Here is a 20,053-nt window from a genome sequence, read left to right as displayed (position 1 = left end):
TGGTGAGGGGCGCTGCTCGGCAGCTCGGCCGACGGGGGCGCAATCATGCTGATCGAGTAGCGGCCGCAGGGCGCGTATCGAGATCCGACGCGGGTGATCGCCGTCGCGACGGCGGTGCGCGCGGCAGAACATCAGCCCAGAGTGCATCTCATCTCCGATGGGCGATGAGAGGCGCTTCCAGCTGATGTTCTGCGGTGGTGCCGGTGGCGTGGGTCTCGATACGCCGCTGCGCGGCTACTCGACCAGCATGCAGGGTGCCGCTGCGCGGCTGCTCGGCCGGCATGGAGGGGGCCGCTGCGCGGCTGCTCGGCCAGCATGCGGGGGCGCTGTGGGGCTGCTCGACCGGCAGGGGTGCGTTCATGCTGATCGAGTAGCGGCCGTAGGGCGCGTATCGAGATCCGCTGCGCACAACCTCAGCTGAGAGTGCCCGGCCTCCTCTGTCAGCGGAGGGACCCCCTTCTCAGCTGACGTTGTGCGGCCCGGGCGGTGGAGGACCGGCGAGCGTGGGTCTCGATACGCCGCTGCGCGGCTACTCGACCAGCATGCAGGGGGCCGCTGCGCGGATACTCGGCCGGCATGCGGGGGGCCGCGGCGCGGCTGCTCGGCCGGCTTGCAGGGGGCCGGCGGGCGGCTAGTCGGTCGGCGGGGTGGGGAGCTGGTCCTCGAGGTGGAAGACCTCGGTCAGCTGCAGGAAGTCGGTGTCGGGGGCTCCGTCGAGCTCGACGAAGAACCGGGCCATCTCGGACTGCCAGCGGGCGTTGACCTCGGTGGCGGCCATGCCGGCGCGGGCGGCCTCGAGGGACGGGGTCTCGAAGTAGCCGATCAGCAGGCCGTCGGGGCGGAGGAAGAGGGAGTAGTTGTTCCAGCCGGTCGCCTTGAGGGCGGCGGCCATGTCGGGCCAGATCGCCGCGTGACGGCGGGTGTACTCGGGGATGAGCTCCGGTCGCACCTGGAGCTGGAAGCAGACGCGCTGCACGGGGGTCCTCTCGGGGTGGGTGGGTCTCGATGCGCGCCCTGCGGGCGCTCCTCGACCAGCATGGACGGGGGCGCGGGGTGGGCGCGACCTCCATGCTGGTCGAGGAGCCGCGGAGCGGCGTATCGAGGCCCGCGCTTGCACGGGGTGGATCTCGATACGCGCCCTGCGGGCGCTACTCGATCAGCATGGAGGCGGGTGCTGCTCGATCAGCATGGACCGCGGGTGCCCCGCGGGTGCTGCTCGGCCAGCGGGGGAGCAGTGGGCCGCCAGGCCCGCCGCGTGGGGCGCTCGGTCAGAAGTCGAAGTCGGCGATGTTGTCGGCGGTGAAGGTGAAGGGGTCGCCGAGGAGGACGGTGTTGTCGGCGTCGACGGTGAAGGAGCCGAGGTCGCCGGCCTCGAAGGTGTCGCCCTCCTCGCCGGTGATGTCGCCGTCGATCAGGGCCTTCGCGGCGTAGGCGGCGAGGTAGCCGAGGTCTCCCGGGTTCCACAGCGCGAACGCGGTGACGGTGCCGTCCTCGACGAACTCGCGCATCTGGTTCGGGGTGCCGAGACCGGTCAGCGCGACCTCGCCCTTGAAGTCCGAGGTGGAGAGGTAGCGGGCGGCGGCGGCGATGCCGACCGTGGTGGGCGAGATGATGCCCTTGAGGTCGGGGTGGGTCTGCAGGAGGGCCGCGGTCTTGTCGAACGAGGTCTGGTCGTCGTCGTCGCCGTAGACGGTGTCGACGAGGGTGACGTCGGGGTGGTTCGCGGTGAGCTCCTCCTCCATCAGCTCGATCCAGGCGTTCTGGTTCGTGGCGTTGGCGGAGGCGGAGAGGATCGCGACCTCGCCGCTGTCGCCGATCTGCTCGGTGATCAGGTCGACCTGCGCCTTGGCGATGCCCTCGGCGGTGGCCTGGTTGATGTAGAGGTCGCGGCAGTCGGCGTTGGTGTCGGAGTCGAAGGTGACGATCTTGGTGCCGTTGTCGCGCGCCTCGTTCAGGGCGTCGCAGATGGCCTTCGGGTCGTTCGCCGAGACGACGATCGCTCCGGCGCCCTGCTGGGTGAGCGTGTTGATGTAGGAGACCTGCGCGTCGGGCGAGGCCTCGGCGGGGCCGACTTCGGCGTAGGTGCCGCCGAACTCCTCGATGGCCTTCTCTCCGCCGGCGTCGGAGGTGTCGAAGTAGGCGTTGCCGAGGTTCTTCGGCAGGAAGGTGATCGAGTAGTCGCCCGAGCCTTCGCCGGAGCCGGAGTCGCCGCCGGAGTCGCCGTCGGAGGCGGAGCAGCCGGTCGCGGCGAGCGCGACCGAGACGGCCAGTGCGGTGAGGGTGCCGAAGCGGCGCCCACGGGAGGAGAACATCATCGTCTGCCTTTCGTCGAGGTGCTGTGGGGGTGGTGCGGGGTGGTGCGGGTGCTGTGCCGGTGATGCGGGATCAGGGGCGGTTCCTGCCCGAGCGCCGCAGTCGCGACAGCCAGGCCAGGAGGCTGGTGGACACCACCGAGAGCACGAGCAGCACTCCGGTGATGATGTTGATGACGTCGGAGGTGACGTTGGCCAGGCGCAGCGCCGAGGCGATCACGCCGATCAGGATCACGCCGGCGATCACGCCGTGCAGGGCGCCGCGGCCGCCGAAGATCGAGACGCCGCCGAGGAGGACGGCCGCGATCACCTGCAGCTCGAGGCCGGTCGCGTTGTCGCCGCGGGCGGAGCCGTAGCGCAGCGTGTAGTAGATGCCGGCCAGCGCGGAGACGGCGCCGGAGACCACGAAGAGGATGAACTTGGTGCGGTTCACGTTGACGCCGGAGAAGATCGCGGCCTCGTCGTTCAGGCCGATGGCGAAGACGCCCCGGCCGAACCGGGTGGAGTGCAGCACCACGGCGAAGACGATCGCGAGGATCGCGAACGGCAGCACCACCAGCGGCACCGGGCCGACCAGCTTCGCCTTCGCGAGGTCGGTCCAGAACTCGGGGAAGTCGGTGACGGCGGTGGTGCCGAGCAGCCCCACCGCGAGTCCGCGGTAGAGCGCGAGCGTGCCGATGGTGACGGCGAGCGAGGGCAGCCCCACCACGGTGACGAGGAAGCCGTTCAGCGCGCCGCCCACGGCGCCGGCCACGATCGCGATCAGCGCGGCGACCTCGAACGGCACTCCGGCCTGGTGCAGCGTGCCGGTGAGCACGCTCGCGAGGCCCACGGTCGAGGCGACCGAGAGGTCGATCTCGCCGGTGATGATGATCAGCGTCATCGGCAGCGCGATCAGCAGCGTCGGCGCGATGTCGAGGAAGAGGTAGGTGATGGTGATCGGCTTGTCGAAGCTCTTCACCGAGGCGGAGGCGACGACGATCACGAGGATCAGCAGCACGACGATGGCCGTCTCGCGGCTGAACAGGATCCGCTGCCAGGCGGGCCGGGCGTAGTCGCGGTACTCGCGCGCGGTGCGCGCGGCGGTGGTGTCGGTGACGAGGCTCATCAGGAGTCGTCCCTCTCTGCGAGGAGCTTGCGGGACTGGCGGAGGGAGAGCACGCGGTCGAGCACGATCGCGCCGATGATCAGCACGCCGACCACCGCCCGCTGCCAGAAGTCGGGGACGCCGAGGATCGGCAGGGCGCGGTTGATGGTGAGCAGCAGCACGGCGCCGATCGCGGCGCCCCAGACCGTGCCGGAGCCGCCGAAGATCGCGACTCCGCCGATCACCGCGGCGCCGACCGCGTCGAGCTCGTAGCCCGAGCCGGCCTGCGAGTTGACGGTGCCGTAGCGCGCCGCGTAGAGCACGCCGGCCAGGCCGGTCAGCGCGCCGGAGACGACGAAGGCGACGAGGATCCGCCGGGTCACGGGCAGGCCGTAGAGCCGCGCCGCGTCCGGGTCGGAGCCGATCGCGTAGAACTCGCGGCCGGCGCGCTGGTTGCGCAGGTACCAGCCCGCGGCGATCAGCACGACGAGCGCGATGATCGTGAGGTACGGGATGGTGAGGAACTGGCCGGTGCCCAGGGCGAGGAAGTCCTTCGGCATGTCGGACGCGTTGATCCGGTCGCTGCCCGTCCAGGCCACGTTGATGCCGCGGTAGGCGTAGAGCGTGCCGAGGGTGATCACCAGCGCCGGGACCTTCGCGAATGCGACGAGTGCGCCGTTGATCAGGCCCAGCAGACCGCCGAAGACGACGCCGGCGGCGAAGACGGCGAGGATCGGGATCCCCGGCACGTCCAGGAACAGCCGGCCGGTGAGGTAGGCGGTGAGCCCCAGGATCGAGCCGACGGAGAGGTCGACCGAGCGGGTGATGATCACGATGGCCTGGCCGACGGCGATCAGGATCAGGATCGACGGGGTCAGCAGCAGGTCGCGCCAGCCGTCGGGGGAGAAGAGGAACGTCGGGTTCTTCGCGGTCGTCGCGACGACCACGAGGACCAGCGCGAGCAGGATGCCGGTCTCGCGCGCCCGGATGAACGCGCCGAATCCGGAGGAGAAGGCGCTCGGCGTGGCGGCCGGCTCGCGCTTCTGCGCGGGCGCCTGGGCGGTGCTCATGCGGCGGCCCCTCTCGTCGCGGCGAGCATGACGGTCTCGCTGGTGGCCTCCGCGCGGTCGAGCTCGGCGGTGATCCGCCCCTCGCGCATCACCAGGACGCGGTCGGCCATGCCGAGCACCTCCGGCAGCTCCGACGAGATCATCAGGATCCCCATCCCTTCTCCGGCGAGCTGCGAGAGCAGCCGGTGCACCTCGGACTTGGTGCCGACGTCGATGCCGCGGGTCGGCTCGTCGATGATCAGGACCTTCGGGTCGGTGGCGAGCCACTTGCCCAGCACGACCTTCTGCTGGTTGCCGCCCGAGAGCGTGCCGGCGACGGTGTCGAGTGCGTCGGTCTTGACCTCCAGGCGCGCCGCCCAATCGCGGGCCGCGGTGTTCTCGCGGCGTCCGGTGATCAGGCCGCCCTTCGAGAGCGACTTCTGGATCGCCATCGTGATGTTGCGCGAGACGGAGGAGTCGAGGACGAGACCCTGCTTGCGGCGGTCCTCGGGGACGAGCGCGAGCCCGGCGCGCATGGCGGCCGCGGGGCTGCCGGCCGGGATCCGCCCGCCGGCGAGGGTGACGGTGCCGGAGTCGTAGGGGTCGACGCCGAAGACGGCGCGGGCGACCTCGCTGCGGCCGGCGCCGACGAGGCCGGCGAGACCGACGATCTCGCCCGCGCGGACGGTGAAGGAGATGTCGTGGAAGACGCCGGCCGCGGTGAGGCCGGTGACCTCGAGCAGGACGTCGGTGATCTCGGTCGCCTGCTTGGGGAAGAGCTCGGTGATGTCGCGGCCGACCATCTCGCGGACGATGCCGTCGACGGTGGCGTCGGCGGTGGCGGTGGTGGAGATGTAGGCGCCGTCGCGCATCACGGTGATCGTGTCGCAGAGCGAGAAGACCTCGTCGAAGCGGTGCGAGATGAAGATCAGCGCACGGCCCTCGTCGCGCAGCGACCGGGCGACGGTGAAGAGGCGCTCGACCTCGACGCCGGACAGCGCCGCGGTGGGCTCGTCCATCACGAGCACCGTCGCGTCCAGCGAGATGGCCTTCGCGATCTCGATGATCTGCTGGTCGGCGATCGAGAGGCCCTCGGCGGGGCGGTCGGGGTCGATCCGGACGCCGAGGCGCTCGAAGAGGCCGACGACCTCGGCGCGCATCGCCTTGCGGTCGATCCGGCCGAGGCGGCCGCGGGGCTGGCGGCCCATGAAGATGTTCTCGGTGACGCTGAGGTCCGGGAAGAGCGTCGGCTCCTGGTAGATCACGGCGATGCCCGCGGCCTTGGACTGCGCGGTCGAGGAGAAGTCGACCGGCTCGCCGTCGAGGAGGAACTCGCCGGCGTCGCGACGGTGCACCCCGGCGATGATCTTGACGAGCGTGGATTTGCCGGCGCCGTTCTCGCCGACCAGGGCGTGGATCGACCCGCGCTGCACGGCGATGGTGCCCGAGCGCAGCGCGACGACGGCGCCGAACGCCTTCACCACGCGGGCGAGCTCGAGTGCGGGTGGCGGATCTGATGCCACGGGTGGTACCTCCTCGTCGAGGTGAATCGCGCCTGCTCCACCGTGCTGGTGAAAAAGACTTGAATCGATTCAGTCAGCTTCATCGCTACTATAGGGACGTCGATCGCACGCGGTCAACGAGGAGAGCGGCTCGGCGTTTCGTTGGAGGAAGAGTGGCGCGAGTGAGCATCCGCGACGTCGCCCTGCGGGCCGGCGTCTCGGTGGGCACGGTCTCCAACGTGCTCAATCGGCCGGACGAGGTCTCCGACGATTCGCTCGCCCGGGTCAACGCCGCGGTCGAGTCGCTCGGGTACGTGCGCAACGACGCCGCCCGGAAGCTGCGCAACGGGATCAGCTCGACCGTCGGCTTCGTGGTGCTCGACGGGCAGAACCCGTTCTTCAACGACGTGGTCCGCGGTGCCGAGGACGAGGCGTCGCGGCACCAGATCGCGGTGCTCTACGGCAACACCGACGAGGACCCGTCGCGCGAGCGGCAGTACCTCGACCTGTTCGAGGAGCAGCAGGTGCGCGGCGTGCTGATCGCCCCCTACGGCGACATCTCGCAGCGGCTCGAGAAGCTGCGCGGCCGCGGGGTGCCCGTCGTGCTGGTCGACCGCTTCAGCGGAGACGGCCGCTACAGCTCGGTCTCGGTCGACAGCGTGGCCGGCGGGCGGATGGCGGCCGAGCATCTGATCGCGACCGGGCGGCGGCGGCTCGCCTTCGTCGGCGGGCCGTTCGAGATCCGCCAGGTGACGGACCGGCTGGCGGGGGCGCGGGTCGCGGTGGAGAACAGCGGGATCGCGGTGGACCTGGAGGTGGTGGCGACGACCGCGCTGACGGTCGCGCAGGGGGTCGCCGCCGGGATGCGGATCCTCGATCGGCCGCGCCGCGACCGGCCGGACGCGCTGTTCGCGGCGAACGATCTGGTGGCCCTCGGGCTGCTGCAGGCGCTCGCCGTGGACGGGCGGATGCTCGTGCCGGACGAGATGGCGCTGATCGGCTTCGACGACATCTCGTTCGCGGCGGCGGCCGCCGTGCCGCTGTCCTCGATGCGGCAGCCGAGCTCGGTGATCGGGCGGACCGCGCTGCGCGTGCTGCTCGAGGAGGCGGCGGATCCGGAGCTGATCCCGCGGCAGACGGTGTTCCTGCCGGAGCTCGTGGTGCGGGCGTCGACGCGCGCGCGGCGGTAGGGGGCGGGTCTCGAGACGCGGCTGCGCGGCGGTATGGACGCGTGGGTCTCGATACGCCGCTGCGCGGCTACTCGACCAGCATGCACGGGCGCCGGCGTGATCGCGTGGGTCTCGATACGCCGCTGCGCGGCTACTCGACCAGCATGGTTTGGGGCGCTGCGCGGCGGTAGGAACGCGTGGGTCTCGATACGCCGCTGCGCGGCTACTCGACCAGCATGGAGGCGCGGCTGGTCGGAAGGCATGCAGGGGGGCGCTGCGCGGATCGGCGTGGCGGAAGCATGGTGATCGAGTAGGCCGCGGAGCGGGCGTATCGAGATCCACGTGAGCAGGCGTGCGGAGGAGGCTGGGAGCGCTCACGGAGTCCGGGTGGGAGGAACGGAGTCGGGGTCGGCCCGTCGGGCGGGGCGTGACGCAGTCGCGCGACCGGCTTTCGCACAATTGCGCGGGGGAGGGGTCCGCGGGTTGTCCGGGGTGGTGTGGTCGCCTAGCGTGGGTGGTCCAGCGCCGGACTGGGAGCGGTATCAGGCTTCCGCGGCGCGCGACATCTCGAAGGTGAGACGGATGACACACAGGAGAACGATCAGGACCCGCGCGATCGGGATGGGAGCCGCCGCGCTGGGCGCGGCGATGCTGGTGGGCGTCGGCGCCGCCGCGTCGGCGGAGGAGTACGGCGAGAGCGCGGTCGACGTCGGCGTGGAGATCGCCGAGCCGACGCAGCCCGGCGTGCTGGCGATGACGGTCGCGGCCGCCTCGACGCAGCTGACCGAGGAGGACTCGACCGCCGCGGTGCGGCGCTTCTCCGGACGCCTGCCCACCGTGACGGTGACCGACACCAGGACCGCCGAGGAGATCCCCGACGGCGTGGGCTGGTACGTGCTCGGCAGCGCGAGCGGCTTCACGGGCGACGACGGGCAGCCCGCGATCGGGGCGGAGAACCTCGGCTGGACCCCGCGCCTCGTCGACGGCGGCGAGAGCGGCGGAGTGGCGGAGGGCGAGAAGGTCGACACCGCCCTCGAGGGCGGCGACGACGCGGTCGGCCTCGTCGACCAGGAGCTGCTGGCGCTCGCCATCGACTCCGAGGCGATCGCGGCGGAGGGCTCGTGGACGGCGGACGCCGATCTGCTGCTCACCACTCCGGCGACCGTCGCCCCGGGCGGCTACTCCGCCGTCCTCACCCTCTCCCTCTTCGAATAGACCCGTCGGGAACGACAGGAAAGGACGCGATCATGCGACGAAGCACGATCATCCGCACACTCGCCGTGGCGCTGGCGGCAGGGCTCGCCACCGGCTCGCTCGCCCCGGCCGCCGCCGCCGCGGACGGGACCGGTCCCGTCGACGCCTCCGTCTTCGTCGACCGGGTCGACGGGCTCCCGGAGGACTTCATCGCCGGCGCGGACGTCTCGACGGTCCTCGCGCTCGAGGACAGCGGTGTCGTCTTCCGCGACGCCGCGGGCGACCCGGCCGACCTGTTCGACGTCCTCGCGGAGTCGGGCGTGACCACGGTCCGCGTCCGCGTCTGGAACGACCCGTACGACGCCGAGGGCCGCGGCTACGGCGGCGGCACGGTCGACGTGGAGCGCGCCGTCGAGATCGGCGAGCGGGCCACGGCCGCCGGGCTCGGCCTGCTGGTCGACTTCCACTACTCCGACTTCTGGGCCGACCCCGGACGCCAGCTGGCGCCGAAGGCCTGGGCCGGGCTGACGCCCGCCGCGACCGCCACCGCGATCCACGACTTCACGGCCGAGGCGCTGCGGAGCTTCGTGGCCGCCGGCGTCGACGTGGACATGGTCCAGGTCGGCAACGAGACGAACAACGGCATGGCGGGGTACGCCCGCGCCGCGACCGCGATGGACGCTCCGCTCGCCGCGCTGTTCTCGGCCGGCAGCGCCGCGGTCCGCGAGGTCCTGCCGGACGCGCTGGTCGCGCTGCACTTCACCAACCCCGAGACGGCGGGCCGCTACGCCGGCATCGCGGCCGGGCTCGACCGGTACGACGTCGACTACGACGTCTTCGCCAGCTCCTACTACCCGTACTGGCACGGCTCGACCGACAACCTGACGAGCGTGCTCGGCTCCATCGCGAGCACCTACGGCAAGAAGGTCATGGTCGCCGAGACCTCGTGGGCGCACACGCTCGACGACGCGGACGGCTACCCGAACGTGATCAACCCGAGCACCGCGACCGACGAGTACCCGACGAGCGTCCAGGGCCAGGCGACCGCGCTGCGCGACGTCGTCGCGGCCGTGCACGACGTCGGCCCCGCCGGCATCGGCGTCTTCTACTGGGAGCCCGCGTGGCTGCCGGTCGGACCGCCCTCCGCGCTCGAGGCGAACCGGGCGCTCTGGGAGGGCGACGGCTCGGGCTGGGCGAGCAGCGCCGCGTCGGGCTACGACCCGGTGCACGTCGGTGACGAGTTCGGCGGCTCGGCCTGGGACAACCAGGCCCTCTTCGCGGCCGACGGCACTCCGCTCGACTCGCTGAACACCTTCCGCTACGTCCGCACCGGTGCGGTCGCCCCACGCGCCGTCTCGGCCGTGGCGAGGACCGAGCTCTCCGTCGAGGACGGACAGCCGGTCGTGCTGCCGGCGACGGTGGCCGTCGACTTCAACGACGGCAGCACCGAGCAGCAGCCGGTCACCTGGAGCGACGCGGCGACCTGGATCCGCGGACCCGGCGTCTACACGATCCCGGGCCGGACGACGGCGGGGCTCGACGTCTCGGCGACGGTCTCGGTGAACGCGCGGAACCTCGTCGCGAACCCGAGCTTCGAGAGCGCGGACATGAGCGCGTGGACCCTCACGGCACCGGCCGCCCGCACCGTGACCGGTGACGCGGCCGACGGAGCCGCGGCGGTCACCTTCTGGTCGGACAAGGCATACACGACGACCGTCAGCCAGACGGTCACGGGCCTCGCGGCCGGGAGCTACACCCTCCGCGCCACGACGCAGGGCACCGGCAGCCCGGCGACGGACACCCGCACCCTCAGCGCGGAGACGGCGAGCGGCACGACGAGCGCGCCGCTGCTGCTCTCGGGCTACGGCGCGTTCCAGCAGGCCTCGGTCCCCGTCGTCGTCGGCGCGGACGGCACCGTGCGGATCACCGCGCGCTTCCAGCTCACCGCCGGCGCCTGGGGCGTGCTCGACGACGTCCGGCTCACCGCCGACGCTCCCGCGAGCACGGTGAGCACCGCGGCCCTCGAGTCCGCGCGGAGCGACGCGGCGGCGATCGACCGCGGCGCGTTCACCGCGGAGTCGCTCCGGGCGCTCGACGACGCGACGGCGATCGGCGCCGTCGTGCTCGCCGGCAGCCGGTCGACCCAGCAGGACGCGGATGCGGCGACAGCCCTGATCCGCACCCGCCTCGACGAGCTGACGGTCGCGCTCTCCGTGCCCACCGCCGTCTCGACGCGGTGCATCGCGGGCAAGGTCGTGCTGACCGTGCAGGCGACGAACGACAACTCTGTCCCGATCGCCGTCACGATCGCGTCCGCCTACGGCACGAAGACCTTCCCGGCGGTCGCGCCGGGGCGGAACGCGAGCCACGCGTTCACGACCCGCGCCGTCGGGGTCCCGGAGGGCACCGTGTCGGTGTCCGCGACCGGGAGCGTCGACGGGCACCGCGCCGCCGCCGCGCTCACCCCCGGGTACGCCGCGAAGGCCTGCTGAGGCCGGGCGCCGGATCCCACGCGGAAGGGCCGGTCCCCGTCGTTCGACGGAGACCGGCCCTTCTGCCGTGCGCGGGGGCGCGGGACGTCAGCGGTCGTGCCGCACCACCCGCACCCCGCGCGCGGGCACGACGACCGTCGCGCCGACCGGCTCCCCGGCGACGAGCTCGACGCTGCCCGGGGCGGGCACCTCGGCGTCCGTCTCGGCGTGGTTGATCAGGAAGGTGAAGTCGGCGTCCTCGCCGTGCCGGACGACGACCTCGAGGCCGGCGGGCACCGCCTCGGGCACGACCACGCCCGCGTCGGCGAGCACGGCGTCGGTGAGCGCGGCGAGGTCGTCGCCGACCAGGCGCGTCGAGACGTACCAGGCGGATCCGCCGCCGAGGGAGTGGCGGGTGATCGCCGGGCGGCCCTCGGCGGGGCCCGAGGTGTAGCTCGCGACGGCCTCCGCGCCCTCGAGCACGATGTCGTCGCTCCAGCCGGAGCCGGTGGCCCCGCTGTCGAGCGTGACCACCTCGTCCTCGTGCAGCGGGAGGAACTCGGGGATCGAGAGCCCGAGCACCTCGCGCAGGGCGCCGGGGGAGCCGCCCTCGTAGACGGCGTCGTTCTCGTCGACCACTCCGGAGAAGTAGGAGGCGACGAAGGTGCCGCCGCCCCGGACGTACTCGGTGAGGTTCCGCGACGCGGTCCGGTCCGCCAGGTAGAGCGAGGGCGCGAGGACGAGGTCGTAGCCGCTGAGGTCGTCGTGCGGGTGGGCGAAGTCGACCGTGACGCCGCGGTTCCAGAGCGCCGTGTAGAACGCGACGATCCGCTCGCGGTGATCGAGCTCGACCGAGGGCCGCCACTCCAGGTCGTGCGCCCAGAACGACTCGATGTCCCACAGCACGGCGACCCGGGCGCGGACGACCGAGCCGAGCACGGCGGAGAGCCCGCCGAGGTCGTCGCCGAACTCGACGACCTCCCGCCAGACGCGGGTGCCCGCGCCGGCGTGCGGCAGCATCGCCGAGTGGAACTTCTCCGCGCCGTAGCGGGACGCGCGGAACTGGAAGAACAGGATCGCGTCCGCCCCGCGGGCGAGGTGGCTCGCGGCGTTGCGGGCGAGCTCGCCCGGCCGCTTGGCGATGTTGCGCGGCTGCCAGTTGACGCTCGAGGTGGAGTGCTCCATCAGGATCCACGGCCGCCCGCCCGCGAGGGAGCGCGTCAGGTCGGCGTCCATCGCCAGCAGCACGTGGTTGTCGCGGCGCTCGGCGACCAGGTAGTGGTCGTTCGCGACCAGGTCGACCTCGCGGCTCCACTTCCAGTAGTCGATCGACGGGCAGTTCGTCGCCATGAAGTTCGTGGTGACCGGCTTGTCCGAGTAGCGCTTGATCGCGTCGCGCTCGGCGGTGAAGCACGCCAGCAGCGCGTCGGAGGTGAAGCGCGCGAAGTCGAGGCGCTGGGTCTGGTTCACGACGGTCGCCGAGACGCGCGGTGCGTCGATCTCGTCCCACTCGCCGTAGAGCTGGCCCCAGAAGAGCGTGCCCCAGGCGTCGTTGAGCGCGTCGAGCGTGCCGTACTTCGCCTGCAGCCAGACGCGGAAGGCGGCGACCGAGTAGTCGGAGTAGTCCTCGCTGATCGGCGCGCCGTACTCGTTGTGCACGTGCCAGAGCACGAGGGCGGGGTGCGCGGCGTAGCGCTCGGCCAGCCGCTCGGTGATCGCCACGGCGGCGGCGCGGTACTCCGGCGAGCTCGGGCTGACCATGCCGCGCGAGCCCCAGCCCAGCGTCAGGCCCTCGCGGGTGACGGGGCGGGCGGCCGGGTGCTTCCTCCAGAACCAGGCGGGCGGGACGGTGGTCGGGGTGGCGAGGTCGACGTCGATCCCGGCGGCGTGCAGCAGGTCGAGCAGCTCGTCGAGGAAGCCGAAGTCGTACTCGCCCTCGCGCGGCTCGAGCAGCGCCCAGGAGAAGATGCCGACGCTGACCAGGTTGATGCCGGCCTCGCGCATCAGCGCGACGTCCTCGGCCCAGACCTCGCGCGGCCACTGCTCGGGGTTGTAGTCGCCGCCGTAGCGCAGCTCGGCCCGGCCGGGGATCCAGGGTGCGCGGGGGAGCGGGAGTCCCGCCGGGTCCGGGACGCGGAAACGGGTGGGGGCCGCGTCGGCACCGAGCTCGATCGTCATGCGTGCTATCTCCTTCGACTGTGTGCGGTCCCAGTGTTGCACGGCATGACTCAGCAGTGATCTCGCATTGACAGCCCGCCGTATCGTGTGAGTGACTGTAACCGCTCACAGGCACACCGTCGTCCCTCCCGTCCAGCGAGGCCGGCGCGGTCTGCCGCTCCCACTGCTCCCACAGCTCTCGCTTCATCAAGGAGGACGAATGCGCTCTTCGCTTCGCAGCATCCGGTCGGTCGGCATCGCCACCGCCGCCACCGCCGCTCTGCTTCTCACCGGTTGCACCGCCGGGTCCGGCTCCGACACCGCGGGCTCCGGCCCTGTCGAGCTCAGCTACTGGGCCTGGGCGCCCAACCTCGAGCAGGTCGTCGACCTCTGGAACCAGGACAACCCCGACATCCAGGTGACCGTCAACAAGCAGGACGGCGGCGACCCCGCCATCACCAAGCTGCTCACGGCGATCAAGGCCGGCAGCGGCGCGCCCGACCTGATCCAGGCGGAGTACCAGAAGATCCCCACCCTGGTCGCCTCCGACGCCCTCGCCGACATCTCGAGCGAGGGAGCGGCGGACCTCGAGGACGACTTCTCCGCCGGCACCTGGTCGGCCGTGACCCTCGGCGGCGACGCCGTCTACGCGATCCCGCAGGACTCCGGCCCGATGATGGCGTACTACCGCGCCGACATCCTCGAGAGCCTCGGCCTCTCGATCCCCACCACCTGGGACGAGTACGCCGCCCTCGCCGAGGCCGTGCACGCCGCCGACCCGACGAAGTACCTCGGCACCTTCTCCGCCAACGACGCGGGCTGGTTCGCCGGTCTCGCGCAGCAGGCCGGCGCCTCCTGGTGGTCGGTCGACGACCAGAGCTGGGGCGTCGACATCGACGCCGGGCCGACCGAGCAGGTCGCCGCCTACTGGGGCGGACTCGTCGAGTCCGGCGCGATCGACAACAAGCCGATGTACACGCCGGAGTGGAACGCGGGTCTGAACGACGGCTCGCAGGTCGGCTGGCTCAGCTCCGTCTGGGCGCCCGGCGTGCTCGGCGGCAACGCGCCCGACACGGCCGGCAAGTGGACCGCCGCTCCGCTCCCGCAGTGGGACGCCGCGAACCCCTCCTCCGGCAACTGGGGCGGCTCGACCACCGCGGTGACCAGCCAGACCGAGAACACCGCGGCCGCCGTCGAGTTCGCCACCTGGTTGAACACCGACCCGACCGCCGTCGCCGCCCTCGCCGACATCTCCGGCGTCTACCCGGCCGCCACCGAGGTCGCGAAGGACGCGCTGACCACCTCGCCCGAGTTCTTCAGCACTCAGAGCGACTTCTACGAGATCGCGGCAGCGGCCTCCGACTCCGTCGCGCCGTTCACCTACGGCCCGAACGTCAACGTCGCGTTCAGCGCCTACAACGACGAGTTCGCGAAGGCCGCCGAGGCCCGCACCGAGTCGGCCTTCGTCGACGCCGTCGCGGCGATGCAGGAGATCACGACCGACGACCTGGTCAAGAGCGGCTTCTCCGTCGAGTAGCCCTCCGCTCCGTGCGGGAGGCGATCGCAGGATCGCCTCCCGCATCCCCCTCCCCTCACTCCTTCCCTAAGGAATCGGTATGGCCGTCACACACCCCACCCGCGCGGGCGCCGCTCCCGCTGCGCCGCGTCGCCGGAAGGGCGACTTCCGCAGCCGGGTGCTCACCCCCTACGCGATGCTCGCCCCCGGCATCGTGCTGTTCGTCGCGTTCATGGCGGCCCCGATCTTCTACACGCTCTTCCTCAGCTTCCAGAAGAAGCAGGTCGTCGGCCTCGGCCTCGGCTCGGGCGCGCAGAAGCAGGTCTTCGCCGGGTTCGAGAACTACCTCGGCTCGCTGAGCGACCCGGAGTTCGCCGCGAGCGTCGGCCGCGTGCTGCTCTACGGCCTGATCCTCATCCCGTGCATGCTCGGCCTGGCGCTGCTGTTCGCGCTGCTGCTGGACTCGAAGCGGACCCGCGCGGTGTCGTTCTCGCGGATCTCGATCTTCCTGCCCTACGCGGTCCCGGCCGTCATCTCGTCGCTGCTCTGGGGCTTCCTCTACCTGCCGGCGGTGTCGCCGTTCTACTACGTGTTCGAGCAGCTCGGCTGGGACGCGCCCCGGGTGCTCACCTCGGGCGCGGTGATCTTCGGCATCGCGAACATCGCCCTCTGGGGCGGCGTCGGCTTCAACATGATCGTCATCTACACCTCGCTCAAGGCGGTCTCGAGCGACATCTACGAGGCCGCGCGGATCGACGGCGCCAGCGAGATCCAGATCGCGCTGCGGATCAAGATCCCGATCGTGGCGCCGGCGCTGGTGATGACCGCGCTGTTCTCGATGGTCGCGACCCTGCAGGTCTTCGCGGAGCCCACGACGCTGCGGCCGCTCTCGAACAGCCTCTCCACCTCCTGGTCGCCGCTGATGCTCGTCTACCGCGACGCGTTCACCCGCGACGACATCTACTCCGCCGCCGCGACGTCCGTCGTGATCGCGCTCGCCACCTTCATCGTCTCCTTCCTCTTCCTCCGGGTCGTGCAGAAGCGAGCCTTCGGACAGGAGGACTGACCCGTGTCCACCACCCTCGACCGGCCCACCACGACCGGCATCGCCACCGGCTCCGCCGCCAAGGCGCCGCGCACCTCCGACCGCTTCGCCGGCCGGCCGAGCGCGATCGCCACCGCCGTCCTGCTGGTCGGCGCGATCTACTGCCTCTTCCCGGTGCTCTGGGTCGTCATGGCGTCCACGAAGGACGGCGGCGAGCTCTTCTCCACCTTCACGCTCGCGCCCAGCACGCACCTGTTCGACAACATCGTCGCCCTCACCCAGTACCGCGACGGGCTGTTCTGGCGCTGGATGCTCAACACCGCGCTCTACGCCGGCATCGGCGCGATCGCCTCCACCTGGGTCAGCGCGATCTCGGGCTACGTGCTCGCGAAGTTCGAGTTCCCGGGCAAGAAGGCCGTCTTCAACGTCCTGCTGATGGGCGTCCTCGTCCCCGGCGTCATCCTGGCGATCCCGCAGTACTTCCTGCTCGCCAACGTCGGCCTCACCAACACCTTCTGGGGCGTGCTGCTGCCGCAGATCATCAGCCCCTACGGCATCTACCTCGCGCGGATCTACGCCGCGGCGGCCGTGCCGACCGACGTGATCGAGGCCGCCCGGACCGAGGGGGCGGGGGAGATGCGCATCTTCGCCCGCATCGCGACGCCGATGCTGCTGCCCGGACTGGTGACGATCTTCCTCTTCCAGTTCGTCGCGATCTGGAACAACTTCATGCTCCCGTACATCATGCTCGGCGACGACTCGCTCTTCCCGATCACGGTCGGACTGAACGGCCTGCTCAACCAGGGCGCGTCCGCTCCGGCGCTCTACACGCTCGTCATCACGGGCGCGCTGCTCTCGGTGATCCCGCTGATCCTGATCTTCCTGGTGCTGCAGCGCTTCTGGCGGGTCGACCTCGCCGCCGGGGCCGTGAAGTGAGGCTCGTCGACAAACGCGTCCGCAGTGCGCGCCGCACCCTAGGCTGACGACGTGTCCACCACTGCCGGCCGCTCCCGACCGACCATCGAGGACGTCGCCGTCGCCGCCGGAGTGTCCCGCGGGACCGTCTCCCGGGTCCTCAACGGCGGCAAGTGGGTCAGCCCCGACGCCCACGCCGCCGTCGAGTCCGCGATCAAGAAGACCGGGTACCGGGTCAATCCGCACGCGCGCAGCCTGTCGCGCAACCGCACCGACTCGGTCGCGTTCCTGCTCACGGAGGACGCCGGCTCGCTCTTCGAGGACCCGAACTTCTCGATCCTGCTGAAGGGCGCCGCGGCCGCCCTCGCCGAGCACGACGTCTCGCTCGTGCTGATCCTCGCGGGCACCGCCGCCGAGCAGAAGCGCGCGCTGAACTACATCGAGGCCGGCCACGTCGACGGGGTCCTCCTCGTCTCGGCGCACGCCGGCGCGAAGCTGCTCGCCGACATCCAGGGCTCGAAGGTCCCGGCCATCGCCTGCGGCATCCCGATCGGCTACGAGAAGCGGATGGGCTACGTCGCCGCGGACGACGACGAGGGCGCCCGCGAGATGGTCGCATACCTCCGGGGCCTCGGCCGCCGCCGGATCGCGACGATCGCGGGGCCCGCGGACACCCCGGGCGGCATCACCCGACTCGCCGGCTACCGCGACGAGCTCGGCGACGCGTTCGACGAGGCCCTGGTGCAGCACGGCGACTACGGCCGCGAGAGCGGGGCCGCCGCGATGGAGCTCCTGCTGCGGGAGAACCCCGACATCGACGCGGTCTTCGCCGCCAACGACCGGATGGCCGCGGGCGCGATCGAGGTCCTGCTCCGCTCGGGGCGGCGCGTGCCGGAGGACGTCGCGGTCGGCGGGTTCGACGACTCGTCCGTCGCCGTCTCGACGACCCCGCAGCTGACCACGATGCGGCAGCCGTTCACCCGGATCAGCGCCGAGATGGTGCGCCTGCTGCTGCAGACCATCGACGGCGAGCGGCCCGCGGCGATCACGCTGCCGACCGAGCTGATCGTGCGCGAGTCGGCCTGAGCGCCCGGCGCGCACGACGCACTGACCTGCACGACGCACTGACCCGCACGACGCACTGACGCGCTCGGCCCCGAGGCGCTGACGCACTCCCGCGGCGACGTCCGACTCGCGGGCGCGCTGCAGCACTCGACACCGGCGGCCCGGAGCCGTCGCTAGCGTGGTCCGGGTCGTCACCGACCGGATCCGAAGGAGCATCTCGATGACCGCACGCCAGGACACCGTCACCGCCGCCGCGGTGCGCCACCTCCCGTGGGCCGCCCCTCTCGTGGAGCCCGCGATGAGCACGACCGAGGACCGCCACGACCGCTGGCGCCTCACCAGCCGCGCGGTGCTGCGCGACGGCCGCCCCTTCGTGCCGGTGTCGGGCGAGTTCCACCCCAGCCGGGTGCCGCGCGAGCGCTGGGAGGAGCGCCTGCGGCTGATGCGCGCGAGCGGTGTGAGCATCGTCGCGTTCTACACGATCTGGATCCACCACGAGGAGGTGCGCGGGCAGCGCCGCTTCGACGGGGACCTCGACGTCGGCGCGTTCGTCGACCTCTGCGCCGAGGTCGGGCTGGACGTCGTGCTCCGCCTCGGGCCGTGGTGCCACGGCGAGGTCCGCAACGGCGGGTTCCCGGACTGGGTGCAGGCGGCCGACGTGCGGCACCGGACGGACGACCCCGGCTACCTGGAGCTCGTCCGCGAGTGGTTCGGCGCGCTCGGCGGCGAGCTGGCCTCCCGCTGCGGCCCGGCGAGCAATGTCGTCGCGATCCAGCTCGAGAACGAGATCTACGACCAGCCCGGGCACCTCCGGACGCTGAAGACCCTCGCGCGCGAGGCCGGGCTGACCGCGCCGATCTGGACGGCGACGGGCTGGGGCGGCGCCGACCTGCCGCTCGACGCGGTCCTGCCGCTCTTCGGCGGCTACGCGGACGGTTTCTGGGTCGAGGCGGACTCCGCCTGGGACACGACCTTCCGCGACCACTTCTTCTTCAGCCACCAGTGGGACGACCCGGGGATCGGCGCGGACGTCCGCGGGACGAGCGACGCGGTGACGCCGCGCGCGCCCTCGCCCGAGTACCCGCCGGCGACCTGCGAGCTCGGCGGCGGCATGGCCACCGCGTACCACCGGCGCCCGGCGGTGCAGCCGCTCGACATCGCGGCGGTCGCGCACACCAAGATCGGCAACGGCTCGGCCTGGCAGGGCTACTACATGTTCGCGGGCGGGACGAATCCCCGCAGCGCCCTCGCCGAGGGGCTGCAGGAGTCGCAGGCGACCGGCTACCCCAACGACATGCCGCGGTTCGACTACGACTTCCGCGCTCCGATCGGCGCGAGCGGGCGGCCGTCGCCGACCCTCGCGCTGCTGCGGCGCCAGCACGCCTTCCTCGAGGCGTTCGGCGAGCGGCTGGCCGACATGCCCTCGACCCTGCCGGACGAGCTGCCGACGAGTCAGCAGGACGTGGACACGCTGCGCTGGGCGCTGCGGAGCGACGGGACGAGCGGCTTCGTCGTGCTCACCTGGCACCAGCCGCACGAGCCGCTGCCGGAGCACCCGGGCGTCGTCCTCGAGGTCGGGCTGGACGAGGAGGTCGTACGGTTCCCGTCGGTCCCCGCGCCGGTGCCCGCCGGGACGCTGGCGGTCTGGCCGGTGCACCTGGACGTCGGCGGCGTGCGGCTCGACTGGGCGACGGCGACTCCGCTGACGCTGCTCGACGGCGCGGTGCCGACGCTGGTGCTGGTCGCGGCGCGCGGGATCGTGGCCGAGCTGGCCTTCGCGGAGGGCACGGAGCTGGAGGTCGGCGGCGAGCCGGTCGGGCGGCTCCTGCGGCTCGACGTGGACGAGCCGGTGCTGGTGCACGCGCGCGGGGCGCACGGCGCGGGCGCGGTGCTGATCCTCTCCGCGGACGACGGCGACGAGGCGAGCGTGCTCGTCGACGCCGCCTCGGGGGCGCGCCGTCTGGTGCTGTCCGAGGACCCGGTCTGGACGGACGCGGCGGGGCGGCTCGCCGGCGATCTGCGGGCGGGCTCGCGGCCGCCGCGCGCGTGGGACCCGGAGCGGCGGCTCTTCGAGGCCGTCCGCGGATCGGCTCCGGCCGAGGCATCGGGACGCGAGCAGCGGGGATCGGACGAGGTCGGCGTCGTGCTCGTCCGCGAGAGCACCGGCGTGCCCGCCTCCTACGGCGAGACCGCGGGCCGTGCCTCCGCGCCGGCGGACGCCGACTTCGCGGCCGCCGCCGTCCACCGGCTCGAGCTCCCGGCCGCCGACTCCGGCGCCCGGCGCCGCGAGCTCGAGATCCACTGGGCGGGTGACGTCGCGCGGATCCTCGTCGCGGGCGAGGTCGTGGCGGATCAGTTCTGGGACGGCGGGCCGTGGATCCTGGACCTGGAGCAGCTCGCCGCGGGCGCGCCCGGCGACGTCGTGCTCGAGATCCTGCCGATGTCGCCCGGGGCGCGGATCGGTCTGACCGGGAGCGCCGAGGAGCGTCGGCGCCGCACGTCGTCGCCGCTGCTCGAGCTCGGCCCGGTCGTCGTGACGCACTGGTACCGGTGGACCGAGGACTGACCCGG

Annotated in this window: 14 protein-coding genes; 8 read left to right on the top strand and 6 right to left on the bottom strand. The window is 72.1% G+C overall.

The genetic code is table 11. From position 1 onward, the window contains the following. Positions 1 to 631: 631 nt before the first annotated feature. From HQQ82_RS08760 to HQQ82_RS08740, 5 genes are all read right to left on the bottom strand, one after another. Complete coding sequence (locus HQQ82_RS08760; RefSeq protein WP_173232653.1) at positions 632 to 976, bottom strand: L-rhamnose mutarotase; 345 nt, start codon at positions 974 to 976, stop codon at positions 632 to 634. Positions 977 to 1,268: 292 nt separating this feature from the next. Next, positions 1,269 to 2,315, bottom strand: coding sequence for a rhamnose ABC transporter substrate-binding protein (rhaS, locus tag HQQ82_RS08755; RefSeq protein ID WP_173232652.1), 1,047 nt, complete (start codon positions 2,313 to 2,315; stop codon positions 1,269 to 1,271). A 70-nt stretch (positions 2,316 to 2,385) separates the two neighbouring features. Continuing rightward, complete coding sequence (locus HQQ82_RS08750; protein WP_173232651.1) at positions 2,386 to 3,420, bottom strand: ABC transporter permease; 1,035 nt, start codon at positions 3,418 to 3,420, stop codon at positions 2,386 to 2,388. Next, positions 3,420 to 4,469, bottom strand: coding sequence for an ABC transporter permease (locus tag HQQ82_RS08745; protein WP_173232650.1), 1,050 nt, complete (start codon positions 4,467 to 4,469; stop codon positions 3,420 to 3,422). The genes HQQ82_RS08750 and HQQ82_RS08745 overlap by 1 nt, the downstream gene beginning before the upstream one ends. Continuing rightward, a complete protein-coding gene (locus HQQ82_RS08740) occupies positions 4,466 to 5,971 on the bottom strand; it encodes a sugar ABC transporter ATP-binding protein (RefSeq protein ID WP_367947886.1) in 1,506 nt (501 codons plus the stop codon). The genes HQQ82_RS08745 and HQQ82_RS08740 overlap by 4 nt, the downstream gene beginning before the upstream one ends. Positions 5,972 to 6,123: 152 nt before the next feature. Here HQQ82_RS08740 and HQQ82_RS08735 point away from each other — a divergent pair, with 152 nt between their 5' ends. The 3 genes from HQQ82_RS08735 to HQQ82_RS08725 all read left to right on the top strand — a co-directional run bounded on the left by HQQ82_RS08735 (position 6,124) and on the right by HQQ82_RS08725 (position 10,805). Continuing rightward, positions 6,124 to 7,140, top strand: a complete 1,017-nt coding sequence (locus HQQ82_RS08735) for a LacI family DNA-binding transcriptional regulator (protein WP_367947885.1) — start codon at positions 6,124 to 6,126, stop codon at positions 7,138 to 7,140. Positions 7,141 to 7,701: 561 nt separating this feature from the next. Next, on the top strand, positions 7,702 to 8,334 hold the full coding sequence (locus tag HQQ82_RS08730) for a hypothetical protein (protein ID WP_216848424.1): 633 nt from the start codon (positions 7,702 to 7,704) through the stop codon (positions 8,332 to 8,334). A 32-nt stretch (positions 8,335 to 8,366) separates the two neighbouring features. Continuing rightward, the gene (locus HQQ82_RS08725; RefSeq protein ID WP_173232648.1) at positions 8,367 to 10,805 is read left to right on the top strand and encodes a glycosyl hydrolase 53 family protein; all 2,439 of its coding nucleotides are present in this window, start codon (positions 8,367 to 8,369) and stop codon (positions 10,803 to 10,805) included. 87 nt (positions 10,806 to 10,892) lie between these two features. Here HQQ82_RS08725 and HQQ82_RS08720 read toward each other — a convergent pair whose 3' ends face one another. Next, the gene (locus HQQ82_RS08720) at positions 10,893 to 12,962 is read right to left on the bottom strand and encodes a beta-galactosidase (RefSeq protein WP_173232647.1); all 2,070 of its coding nucleotides are present in this window, start codon (positions 12,960 to 12,962) and stop codon (positions 10,893 to 10,895) included. A gap of 199 nt (positions 12,963 to 13,161) precedes the next feature. Between HQQ82_RS08720 and HQQ82_RS08715 the strand changes: the two genes are divergently transcribed. The 5 genes from HQQ82_RS08715 (at position 13,162) to HQQ82_RS08695 (ending at position 20,048) form a co-directional block, all read left to right on the top strand. Further along, on the top strand, positions 13,162 to 14,478 hold the full coding sequence (locus HQQ82_RS08715; RefSeq protein ID WP_173232646.1) for an ABC transporter substrate-binding protein: 1,317 nt from the start codon (positions 13,162 to 13,164) through the stop codon (positions 14,476 to 14,478). A 79-nt stretch (positions 14,479 to 14,557) separates the two neighbouring features. Beyond that, positions 14,558 to 15,523 carry a carbohydrate ABC transporter permease gene (locus HQQ82_RS08710; protein WP_173232645.1) on the top strand — a complete coding sequence of 322 codons (966 nt, stop codon included), beginning with the start codon at positions 14,558 to 14,560 and terminating at the stop codon, positions 15,521 to 15,523. 39 nt (positions 15,524 to 15,562) lie between these two features. Continuing rightward, on the top strand, positions 15,563 to 16,438 hold the full coding sequence (locus HQQ82_RS08705; RefSeq protein WP_243616213.1) for a carbohydrate ABC transporter permease: 876 nt from the start codon (positions 15,563 to 15,565) through the stop codon (positions 16,436 to 16,438). A 51-nt stretch (positions 16,439 to 16,489) separates the two neighbouring features. Then, entirely contained in the window at positions 16,490 to 17,503 is a 1,014-nt protein-coding gene (locus HQQ82_RS08700) for a LacI family DNA-binding transcriptional regulator (RefSeq protein ID WP_173232644.1), read from the top strand. A gap of 199 nt (positions 17,504 to 17,702) precedes the next feature. Further along, entirely contained in the window at positions 17,703 to 20,048 is a 2,346-nt protein-coding gene (locus HQQ82_RS08695; RefSeq protein WP_173232643.1) for a beta-galactosidase, read from the top strand. The last annotated feature ends 5 nt before the right edge of the window (positions 20,049 to 20,053 follow it).

The sequence above is a fragment of the Rathayibacter sp. VKM Ac-2856 genome (assembly GCF_013205055.1).
Taxonomy (GTDB): Bacteria; Actinomycetota; Actinomycetes; order Actinomycetales; family Microbacteriaceae; genus Rathayibacter.
The sequence above is the reverse complement of the archived record's forward strand: the minus strand, read 5'-3'. Positions and strand labels throughout refer to the sequence as shown.

Bases quoted from the DNA above. Each gene is read 5' to 3' on its own strand.
- rhaS (WP_173232652.1), bottom strand. From the start codon at position 2,315: ATGATGTTCTCCTCCCGTGGGCGCCGCTTCGGCACCCTCACCGCACTG.
- HQQ82_RS08750 (WP_173232651.1), bottom strand. From the start codon at position 3,420: ATGAGCCTCGTCACCGACACCACCGCCGCGCGCACCGCGCGCGAGTAC.
- HQQ82_RS08745 (WP_173232650.1), bottom strand. From the start codon at position 4,469: ATGAGCACCGCCCAGGCGCCCGCGCAGAAGCGCGAGCCGGCCGCCACG.
- HQQ82_RS08730 (WP_216848424.1), top strand. From the start codon at position 7,702: ATGACACACAGGAGAACGATCAGGACCCGCGCGATCGGGATGGGAGCC.
- HQQ82_RS08725 (WP_173232648.1), top strand. From the start codon at position 8,367: ATGCGACGAAGCACGATCATCCGCACACTCGCCGTGGCGCTGGCGGCA.
- HQQ82_RS08720 (WP_173232647.1), bottom strand. From the start codon at position 12,962: ATGACGATCGAGCTCGGTGCCGACGCGGCCCCCACCCGTTTCCGCGTC.
- HQQ82_RS08715 (WP_173232646.1), top strand. From the start codon at position 13,162: ATGCGCTCTTCGCTTCGCAGCATCCGGTCGGTCGGCATCGCCACCGCC.
- HQQ82_RS08710 (WP_173232645.1), top strand. From the start codon at position 14,558: ATGGCCGTCACACACCCCACCCGCGCGGGCGCCGCTCCCGCTGCGCCG.
- HQQ82_RS08695 (WP_173232643.1), top strand. From the start codon at position 17,703: ATGACCGCACGCCAGGACACCGTCACCGCCGCCGCGGTGCGCCACCTC.